The organism is Micromonospora sp. NPDC023869, from assembly GCF_055559695.1.
In genome coordinates this window covers 317,575-327,824 of sequence record NZ_JBVHKD010000001.1, presented here as the reverse complement: position 1 = coordinate 327,824, position 10,250 = coordinate 317,575, and the positions used below count along the sequence as shown (strand labels likewise).

Annotated in this window: 6 protein-coding genes; 5 read left to right on the top strand and 1 reads right to left on the bottom strand. The window is 72.4% G+C overall.

What is annotated here, in order from left to right:
* The first annotated feature begins 63 nt into the window (after positions 1–63).
* From ACZ31C_RS01355 to ACZ31C_RS01335, 5 genes are all read left to right on the top strand, one after another.
* Positions 64–2,226 carry a hypothetical protein gene (locus tag ACZ31C_RS01355; protein ID WP_465793713.1) on the top strand — a complete coding sequence of 721 codons (2,163 nt, stop codon included), beginning with the start codon at positions 64–66 and terminating at the stop codon, positions 2,224–2,226.
* Positions 2,227–2,299: 73 nt separating this feature from the next.
* The gene (eccCb, locus tag ACZ31C_RS01350; RefSeq protein WP_465793712.1) at positions 2,300–6,349 is read left to right on the top strand and encodes a type VII secretion protein EccCb; all 4,050 of its coding nucleotides are present in this window, start codon (positions 2,300–2,302) and stop codon (positions 6,347–6,349) included.
* A gap of 549 nt (positions 6,350–6,898) precedes the next feature.
* Positions 6,899–7,213: a YbaB/EbfC family nucleoid-associated protein gene (locus tag ACZ31C_RS01345; RefSeq protein WP_465793711.1), complete on the top strand. Its 315-nt coding sequence runs from the start codon at positions 6,899–6,901 to the stop codon at positions 7,211–7,213.
* A 9-nt stretch (positions 7,214–7,222) separates the two neighbouring features.
* Positions 7,223–7,924, top strand: a complete 702-nt coding sequence (locus ACZ31C_RS01340) for a hypothetical protein (protein ID WP_465793710.1) — start codon at positions 7,223–7,225, stop codon at positions 7,922–7,924.
* Positions 7,925–7,965: 41 nt separating this feature from the next.
* Positions 7,966–9,438 (top strand): hypothetical protein, encoded by a 1,473-nt coding sequence (locus ACZ31C_RS01335; protein ID WP_465793709.1) that lies wholly within the window; start codon positions 7,966–7,968, stop codon positions 9,436–9,438.
* 10 nt (positions 9,439–9,448) lie between these two features.
* Here the strand turns inward: ACZ31C_RS01335 and ACZ31C_RS01330 are convergent, their stop codons facing one another.
* Positions 9,449–10,147 (bottom strand): LuxR C-terminal-related transcriptional regulator, encoded by a 699-nt coding sequence (locus ACZ31C_RS01330; RefSeq protein WP_396740929.1) that lies wholly within the window; start codon positions 10,145–10,147, stop codon positions 9,449–9,451.
* Between the last annotated feature and the right edge of the window lie 103 nt (positions 10,148–10,250).

Genomic DNA, 10,250 nt, shown 5'->3' with positions numbered 1-10,250 from the left:
CGGGGACTGTCGCGCGTCCCGTCCGGGATGGCACGGTGACGCCTGACGATGAGGAGCCGTGGCGTGGTCACCCACCTTCCCTTGATCACCCGTCCGATGGCGGAGCTGTGTGCCGACGGACGTACGGTGTTCCTGCCCGGCGGGGCGATGGCCGTCGGGACCGACGCGATGCCCACGGCCGACGATCCGTTCGTCCGGCGGGCCGACGCCGCCGCCAGGTTCTCCGGCCCGGTGGCCACGCCACTGTTTCCGCAGGTCGACTCGGATCTGTTGGGTCGCATGCTGGACCGGCAGTCGGCCGAGCAACTCGATCTGATGCCGGTGCACTGGCCGGACTCGGCCGGACCGGCGTCTCTGCCAGGGCTGGCACAGTGGGCGGACGACCTGCGACTGTCGACGCAGGTGCTGCGTACCCAACTCGACGGCGCGACGGGCGGCGCGGTGCCGATCGGAGCGCACCGCGTCGTCGATCTGGATGCCGAGGGCCGGATCACCGCAGCCGGCACGGGCGTCACGGTACGGGTGGTGCCGTCGGACCACCGGGCGTCGAAGCCGTGGGCGGAGGCATCCGCCGAAGTGCTGGATATCCTGTCCGGGAAGCCGTACCTCTCCGGGCGGATCGTCTTCTCCGCCGACGGTGTCGAGGTCGGCCTGCCGGCGGCGCTGACCAACCACCGGTACCGCGCGGCACTGCGTACCCACGGTCTGCGGTTCGCCTCCGGCGACGACGCCCTCGCGGCGACCGGCGCTGAGCGGGTGGACGAGCCGACCGGGTACGTCGATCTGGCGTACCGGATGGACCAGGCCGGTGCCGGCGCGCACGCCGTGGTCGTCGTGGACGGCCCGGACGGCGAGTCGATCCATCTGGCGGTCAACGACGAGGCCCGCAACCTCTCGCTGCTCGGCCCGGACGGGTCGGTGCTGCTGCCTGCCACCGAATCCGGCCGGATCCGACTCGCCCGGTACCCCGGGGAGCCGATGAGCGTCGAGGAGCGACTGGTCCAGATCGCTGCGGCTTCGACTGGTAGCTCGGCCGCTGTGTCCACCGGCCCCTCCTGGGCGGAGACCACCCGCAACGAGGTCGCGCTCCACACCTGGCAGGCGGCCGACGGCACGGGCCGGGTACTGGAGATCATCGGCCCGGCGGCGGCGGTGTCCACACACGACCTGGGCGTACTGGCGGAGGCGGCCGAGTACCTCGACCAGCCGATCATCGTGCTGGCCACCGAACGGCGCGGTCAGCAGCCCTCCGCGGAGCAGGTGTCGCTGCTGAACCGGCGTCTCTTCGTGCACCTGGGTGAGTCGGTCCTGGCCGGCGGTCACGACCCGGTGCCGGTCGTCTACACCCGCGCGTCCGTGTCGCCGGAACTCACCCGGGTGCTCGACGAGTACGGCGCGCCACTGGTGTACGAGGCACCCGGGCTGTCTGCCTCCGGCAGCGGCGGGATGCTGAACCTGGGCAGTGCGTGGACGGCGCGGCGACCGGGCGGCACCACGGGCGGGGATGGCCAGGCGGCACCGCCCGTCGTGGACGCGCTCAGCGTGGACCTGATCGAGGCGGCCACCGGTCTGCGCCGGGCACCCGCGTTCACACCGCCGACCGTCCCGGTGGTGTCGTTCCTGTCCACCTCGCTGACCGATCCGCAGGCCATCGTGTCCGGGCTGGACCGCGCCGGACCGGCCCTGCCCGACCAGCACTCCCAGTTGCGGGAGGCGGTGGAACGGGTCCCGTCCCTCGCCGGCTACCACGCGGTGCTCAGCCTGGCCAAGCCGTTGCTGCTCGACGGCCCGGCCCGGCCCGGCGGCGCGGCTGGCACCCGAGGTGCGGCCGGTGCCGGCGGCGCGGCTGGCACCCGAGGTGCGGCCGGTGCCGGCGGCGCGGCTGGCACCCGAGGTGCGGCCGGTGCCGGTGGCGCGGCCGGCTCCGCAGCGCAGCTCGGCGCGATGGCACCGATGCTCGCCGACCTCGCCGGTGTGTCGTTCGACGACCGGGCCAGCCACGCGATCCTGGGCGCGATCGGCGACCTGATCGAGGGCACCAAGTCGGCCGAGGAGGTGACGACCGCCATCTGGGAGTTCAAGGACGACCTGCCGAGCACGGGTGGGGTCCGGCCGAACTGGATCCGCAAGATCAACGCGCTGGTGCCGCTGGTGGCGGAGGGCCACCGGGAACCCCTCGCGCAGATCCAGAAAGCGATCATGACCTGTCCCGACCCGGACAGATGAGCCCGTCGCGGCGACTGAACGGGAGGTCACCCCGGCCCGTCGTGGAGGACATGAACGAGCGGAGCGTGGCCGGATGAGCCGGGTCGCCTTCCACCGTCCGGCCCGTCACATCCTTCCGGCGCTGCCGACGGACCGGATCGTGCTGCCCGTACCCCCCGAGGTGCCGGACGCCTCGACCGGTTCGCACGCCTGGAACCTGGTCCTGCCGCTGATCAGCAGCGTCGGCATGGCCGCGTACATGGTCAGCTTCGGGCAGCCGGCGACCATCATCCTCGGCTCGGTCTTCTTCTTCTCCTCGATCGCCGCCGTCGTCTTCCTCTTCCTCGGGCAGCGGCGTACCCGGGGGGTCACGGCCCGCAAACAGCGCCGCCGGTACCGCAGCCACCTGCGGCTGGTGCGGGACCAGGCGCGGCAGAGCGCCAACGCGCAACGCGCCGCCTCCGCGCTCGCCAACCCCGAACCGGCCCGGCTCTGGTCGATCGGTGTCGGCGGCCACCGCGTCTGGGAGCGCCGTCGCGACGACGCCGACTTCCTCCAGGTCCGGCTCGGCCGGGGTACGGTCCGACTGACCACCCCGATCGAACTCGATGCGAAGATCGACCCGCTGACCGACTACGACTGGGAGTCGCAGGAGGCCGCCGAACGGCTGGTGGAACGGCTCGGCGTGGTGCCCGAGCAGCCGATGGTGGTCGACATCGGTCGGGCCGGGGTGATCAGCCTGCTCGGCCCGCCACCGGCCACCACGCAGGTCGCCCGCGCGATGCTCTGCCAGGTCGGCGTCTTCCACGCGCCGGACGACGTGCTCGTGGCGGTGGAGGCCGGCGGGGACGACCAGTGGCAGTGGGCGAAGTGGCTGCCGCACACCACCGACCCGGAGCTGCGCGGCGAGGCGGGGGAGTTGTCGCTGGTCGCGGAGAGCCCCGCCGCGCTCACCGACTACCTGGAGGCCGAACTCCGGCGTCGCCTCGACCAGCAGGGCAACCGGCGTCCGACCACCGGCGGACCGACCCTGCCCCGGCTGATCCTGGTGTTCACCAGCTTCGACCCGTTCTCCGAGTGGGGGCGTGGCGAGCTGATGGCCGCCCTGCTGGCCGGAGCCGGTCCGCATCTCGGCATCACGCTCGTCTTCCTGGTCCAGCGCGAGTCCGACGAGCCGAGCCGGGTCAACCTGCGGCTGCGGTGCGGGCCGGACGGCCAGCTCACCACGGAAGGCAGGGCGGAACTGGTCGTCACACCCGCCACCGACTGCCACGTCGACCAGGTGAGTCTGGGCATGGCCGAGCTGGTCGCCCGCACCCTGGCGCCGCTACGGCTCAGCGACGAACGAGAGCAGGTCCTCGCCCGCACCGTTTCGCTGACCGAGATGGTGCTCGGCGGCGACCCGATGAACTCCGAGATCACCAGCCGCTGGATCGGTGCCGGTGACCCACGGCTGCTGCGCGCGCCGATCGGCACCGACGGGGACGGCCACCCGCTGGTGCTGGACATCAAGGAGTCGGCGCAGGGCGGCTCCGGCCCGCACGGCCTGATCGTCGGTGCCACCGGTTCCGGCAAGAGCGAGTTGCTGCGGACGCTCGTCACCGGCCTGGCGCTCACCCACCCGCCGGAGCTGCTCAGCTTCGTGCTGATCGACTTCAAGGGCGGTGCCGCCTTCGCCCCGTTGACCGGGCTGCCGCACGTCGCCGGTCTGATTACCAACCTGGCCGACGACGCCGCGATGATCGACCGGGTGCTCGCCGCGCTCATGGGCGAGCAGCAACGCCGGCAACGCATGCTGCGCGACGCCGGCAACATCGACTCGGTACGCGAGTACCAGAGCCGCCGCGCGGAGGGTGCCGTCGGCACCGACGGCCGTCCGCTCGACCCACTGCCGTACCTGCTGATCGTGGTCGACGAGTTCGGTGAACTGCTCTCCGGCCGACCGGACTTCGCCGAGTTGTTCGTGCAGATCGGCCGGGTCGGTCGAAGCCTCGGCATGCACCTGCTGATGGCCACCCAGCGGCTGGAGGAGGGGCGACTGCGGGGCCTGGACTCCCACCTGTCCTACCGCATCTGCCTGCGTACGTTCAGCGCCAGCGAGAGCCGAACGGTGATCGGCACCACCGACGCGTACAACCTGCCACCGATTCCCGGATCCGCCTACCTCAAGGTGGACGAGTCGATCTACCAGCGGTTCCGGGTAGCGCACGTCTCCGCCGGTTACGTCTCGGCCGAGGAACGTGAGCGGATCAGGGGCGCGAAGCCCCGCAACACCGTCGCGCAGTTCCCGCTGCGGGGCATCAGCCGGATCAGCGAGGAGGAGCTGGACGAGCCGCCACCGGCACCGGAGCGGGGCGGCCAGACCGAGCTGGGCATCGTCGTGGACCGGCTCACCTCGGTCATCAGCCCGGTGCACCAGGTCTGGTTGCCGCCGCTGCCGAAGGCGCTCGCCCTGGACCACCTGCTCGGCCCGGTCGCCCACCACCCCGGCCGGGGCTACAGTGCGAAACACTGGCCGATGACCGGTTCGTTGGCCGTTCCCATCGGCCTGCTCGACCTGCCGCTGAAGCAGGAGCAGGAAACGCTGATGATGGACTTCGGCGGGGCACACGGCAACATCGCGATCGTCGGCGCACCGCAGACCGGGCGCAGCACGCTGCTGCGGACCCTGATGCTCGCCGGGATGCTCACCCACAGCCCCGACGAGATGCAGTTCTACTGCGTCGACTTCGGCGGCGGCACGCTGCACACGATGGCCGAGGCGCCGCACGTCGGCTCGGTGGCCGGTCGCAGCGATCGTGACCTGGTCAGCCGGATGATCGTCGAGGTCCGGTCGTTGATCAGCGAACGGGAGCAACTGCTCCGCTCCCTCGGCCTGGACTCCATCGCCGACCTGCGGGACCTTCGCCGCGCCGGCAAACTGCCCGAGGGCGTACGCGCCGCCGACGTCTTCCTCTTCGTCGACAACTGGGGCGCGCTACGGACCGAGTTCGACTGGGCCGACCCGGTCATCAACGAGATCGCCGCCCGGGGACTCGGCGTGGGCGTACACCTGATCATCACGACCGGCCGGTGGAACGACATCCGCCCCGCCCTGCGGGACAGCATCGGCACCCGGATCGAGCTGCGCCTCAACGACCCGGCCGAGTCCGAGGTGAACCGCCGCCTCGCCGCCCGGGTGCCGGCCAAGGTGCCCGGCCGGGGGCTGAGCCAGCCGGGCGTCTACTTCCAGCTCGTCCTGCCCCGGATGGACGGACAGGACAGCATCGACGGTCTGCGCGCCGCCCAGCAGGACGTCCTCGGAAAGATCGCCGCCGGGTGGTCCGGCCCTCCGGCCCCACCGGTACGCCTGCTCCCGGCTCGGATCGACGCCGCCGAGGTGCCGGCACCACCGGACGCCGCGCCGACCGCCGTACCCCTCGGCATCGGCGAGTCCGACCTGAAGCCGGTGACCATCGACCTGATCCGCGACGACCCGCACTTCCTCGTCTTCGGCGACGCCGGTTCCGGCAAGTCGTCGGCCCTGCGTACCTGGCTGGCGGCGCTCTGCGCGCGACAGTCCGCCTGGGACGCGCGGGTGGTGCTGCTCGACACCCGTCTCTCGCTGCTCGACGCCGTGCCGCAGGACCACCTGGCCGCCTACGCCGGCGACCCGGACACCGCCAGCGCCTACGTCCAGCAGGTGGTCGCGAAGCTCACCGAGCGGCTGCCACCGGCCGGGATCAGCCCGCAGCGGCTGCGCCAGCGGGACTGGTGGGAGGGGCCGGACATCTACGTGGTGGCCGACGACTACGACCTGCTGCCCACCGGCTCCGCGGCCCCGCTCGCCCCGCTGTCCCGCTTCCTGCCGCAGGCCCGCGACATCGGCCTGCACCTGGTGCTGGCCCGCCGGGTCAGCGGCATGGCCCGTGCCATGGCCGACCCGCTGCTCAACCGGGTCAAGGAGATGGGCTGTAGCGGCCTGATCCTCTCCGGCGACAGCCGCGAGGGCGTCGTGCTGGGCAACGAACGCGCCGCCGCCCGCCCACCCGGCCGAGGAACCCTCGTCGAGCGGGCCCAACCGGGCCGACTGATCCAGGTCGCGCTTCCGCCGCCCGTCGACGAGACACCCGAGCAGGACGAACCCGACACCGCCTCGGCCTGACGGTTCCAGCGTGGATAGACGTGGCCCGGTCGTGGCTCAACCACCGCGACCTGCGTCGGCGGCCGACCGGAACCGACCGCCGCGGACTCCCTCCTGCCCGCCTTTGCTCTGCTTCAACCCGCGCAACGATCAGGGCGTTAAGGACCTATTGCCGGGAAGATCCACTTTCGCATAGCCGTTCCTTCTGCTCGAAGCCGTGCAAATCGTCGGAAGTGTTGCGTGGAGTGAAGCAGAGCAAAGGCGGCGCGCAGGTGGGTACGGACGGGAGCGGGGAAGCGTCCGGGCTGAGTCTCGGCCCCAACCCCGAACCCCGAACCAAGAGCCCGAATTCCGAGCCTTGGGTGCGGGGCCTCAGAGGGGGAGGCATGACGTCCCCGTTCTGGGACATCGGTGTGTCCCCTGGGGAAGCGGGTGGTGCCTCGCCTTGCCGGAGTGCGTGCCGGATGAGGGACTACCGGGTGCTCCGTGTGGCCTGCGAGGCTGGGGCCATCGTTCGGACGGCCGTGCGCGGTCGGGTGGACGCGGATCGGCGAGGAAGGGGCTGGTGCGGTGAGCGAGCAGGCGGATTTCAGCGGGCTGTTGGCTCGGACCCAGGCGCTTGAGTACGAGGTCGCCGAGCTGGCGCAGTCGATGAGTAACTCCGAGGTGGTCGGGTCCGCGGCTGGCGGGGGCGTGACGGTCACGCTGGCCGACAGCCAGTTCCAGGCGGTGCACATCGACCCTCGGGTGATGGAGACCTGTGACGCGGAGGAACTGGCCGACCTGGTGTTGGCGGCGTTGCAGGACGGGACCGAGCAGTTGCGCGTGCAGGCTGCCGAGCGGATGACGCTGCTGACCGAGTCGATCAACAGGCTGGCCGGGTAGCAACCGATCGTGGACCCCACCGAGGCGACGCAGACGCCGGCCCGGCGGGCGGTGCGGTGGCGCTCGGACTTCGTCGCCGCGTTCGTCGAGCACGCCGGGTCGAAGCCGGCCAGTGACCGGTTGTCGGTCAGGCTACCGACGCTGATCACGGTCACCGCGGTGTGTGTGCTGCTCTCCCTGGTGGTGGGGATCTTCTGGCAGCTCATCAGTCCACGGTCCAGGGCCGGGGCGGCGGACCCGGGCTACATCGCGACTGCGGGCTGGGGCTGCGACACCACCAACGACCGCGGGTTCGACGTGCAGGGGCGGACCGACCAGTGGCGCACGGTGGCCGACGGGGGATGGTCCGAGGGCGGCTGCCGGGGCACCTTCCAGACCCTGCCGATCAGCAACGACGCCGACCAGTCGGTCCAGTGGTGGTTCGTACCGTCCACCGGCGGGCAGTGTCGCGTCGAGGTGTACGTGCCTCGTGACCCGTCCGGCGGCGGTAGCTGGGTGACCAGCGTCCGCTACGAGGTGCTGGCCGGTCGCGGCGGCGCCGCGTACGCCGAGTTCGAGATGAACCAGGCGCAGAACACCGGGCGGTGGGTGGACGTGGGCGCGTTCCCGCTGCGCACCAGCGAGTTGGCGGTACGGGTCACGGCGCGGGCGGCGGGAGAGGCCGACGCCCGACTGGCGGTCTCCGCCGTACGTGCCACCTGCGGCCGGTGACGGTCGCCGGCAGGCAGTGAGCCGGAAGAGGGAGGGGAACAGTGCGAGGGCTGCGCCGGATCGTCGTGGTGTGCCTGACCGCCCTGGCCGTGCTCGGGCCGGTCGGTCCGGTCCACGCTGCCCCGGCCGACCCGCCGCCCGCCCCGGTCGGGTCCAAGTACTACGTCGTCGGTGAACCGGTCGCCGGTCAGCGCGAGTCGCTGTACGAGATCGCGGCCCGTACCCTCGGCACCGGCCGGCGGCACCTGGAGATCTTCGAGCTGACCAGGGGCCGTCCGCAGCCGGACGGCGGGCAGCTCAGCGACCCGATGGTCCTGAAGCCGGGCTGGATTTTGACGCTGCCCGCCGACGCCAGCGGCCCCGGCGTCTACGACGAGTACCCGGTGGTGAACCAGGCCGCACCGCCACCGACCCGGGATCTCGCGACTCCCGGGCGGCAGGGTGCGCCCATCTTCGAGGCCATCGGGGTGTTCGCGGCCGTCATGCTGTTCGCGGTGGCGGTGGCGGTGCTGCGTGGAGGCCGTGGCACGAGAGGGGCCAGCGCGCAGGCGGTGTCCGCTGCACCGCCGCCGTTGTCGGACCCGCCGCCGTTGTCCGACCCGCCCGCGCCGTCGGACGCACCACCCGTGCAGGGCCACCCGGCCCGCTCCGCCCCACCAGCGGCCGACGCCGAGCGCGAGCTCGTGCTGGCCGGGGCACACTCCTCCGCGACGCCGGTCGTCGACCCGTACCCGGCGACCGCCACCTCACGTGCACCGCACCCGCCGGCGACGGCGCCCGAGCGACCGGCGGCACCCGAGCGACCGACGGCGCCGGAACGGCCGACGTCGCCCGAACGCCCGGCACGGCCGTCGCTGGGCGGTCGCCTGCGGCCGGTGGGACCGCCCTCTCCCGAGCTGCCGCGCCGGACGCCGACGCCGGCTCCGGTGCCGCCGCTGGTGGAGCCGCCCGCCGGGCCCCGCCGGCCGGAGGTCGGCGACGCCACCGAGCTGAGCGCCGACCTGCGCGTCGAGGGGCTCAACCTGAGCGTGTCCCTGAACGGGGCACGGGACGCGGCGGCAGCGCCGTTCGGCTGGTACGGCCCGGGTGAGGCGCCGCCGGCCGCCACCCTGCCGCTGCTGCTCGGCGACCGCGACGGCTGGCGGCTCTATGTCGACCTGGTCCGCTGCCCGGACGTGCTCACCGTCGCCGGGAGCCTGCCCGACGGACAGCGGTACGCGCGTCGACTGATCCGACAGGCCCTGGCCGACGGCAACGAGGTGACCGTGGTCGGGGACGTGCTCGGCGAGTCGCTGCCGAACGGCTGCAACCGGGCGGCGCAACTGTCCGACGTGGAGCCGTCGCCGACCCCGGGCATCGTGGTCTGCGCCCGGCTCGGCAACGGTGACGGGCGGGTGGCCCGCGAGTTGCGGACGGCCGGAGTGCAGGTGCCGGTGGTCCTCGGTGAGGTGACGCCGTCCCGCTGGTCGATCACGGTGCGGCCGACGAGGGAGCCCGATGCCGAGCTGTCCTGAGCGGAGTGGGCTAGGAGGCGGCGCGCCAGCCGTGGCTCAGGTGACCGTGGGTCAACCGGCCGTGCGCCACGCGTCCCTGGGTAACGTGGCCCAGCTCGATCGCCATCCGGGTCAGCTCCGCCTTGTTGGTCACGTTGAGCTTGGCCCGGATCCGCTTGGCGTACGTGTTGACGGTCGCCTGGGACAGCCCCATCCGGGTGGCGATCTGCGCGTGGGTGAGCCCGAGCGCGATCCAGCGCAGCGTCTCCACCTCGCGCGGGGCGAGACCGTTCTCGTCGGCGTCCGCCGGGCGCGACAGGTCCGCCGCGAACCGGTCGGCCAGCTCCGCGCCGATGTGCAGCCCACCGGTCGCCACCACGCGCAACGCCAGGCGTACGTCGGGTTGCTCGGCGTACCGGGTGATCACGCCTCGGGCACCGGCCCGGACGGCGGAGAGCAGGCCTGGTGGCTGCTCCCAGGTGGCGCAGACCAGCGGGGCGCCACGGGTGGCGAGCTTCCCGATCAGCTCCAGCACGCTCGCGCCGGGAAGCGCCGGCAGGTCGATGAAGATCACCCGGTAGTCGGCCGGTCCGGCCTGCTCCAACTCGCCGACCGAGCCGACCGAGGGGCCGAGCGCGAGCCCCGGCTCGTCCTGCACCAGCCGCTCCATCCCGACCCGCGACAACGGCTGGTCGCAGACGATCGCGACCGTACCCAGATCCTGTTCCATCGCCGTACCCCTTCTCTGCCCGGTGCATCACACGACGGACGCGGGACCCGCCGTGTTCAGTGCGGTGATGGCACGGACTCGCCGACGTCGGATTGAGAAAACC

Excerpts from the sequence above, each read along its gene's own strand:
- eccCb (WP_465793712.1), top strand. The coding sequence starts at position 2,300 with ATGAGCCGGGTCGCCTTCCACCGTCCGGCCCGTCACATCCTTCCGGCG.
- ACZ31C_RS01330 (WP_396740929.1), bottom strand. The coding sequence starts at position 10,147 with ATGGAACAGGATCTGGGTACGGTCGCGATCGTCTGCGACCAGCCGTTG.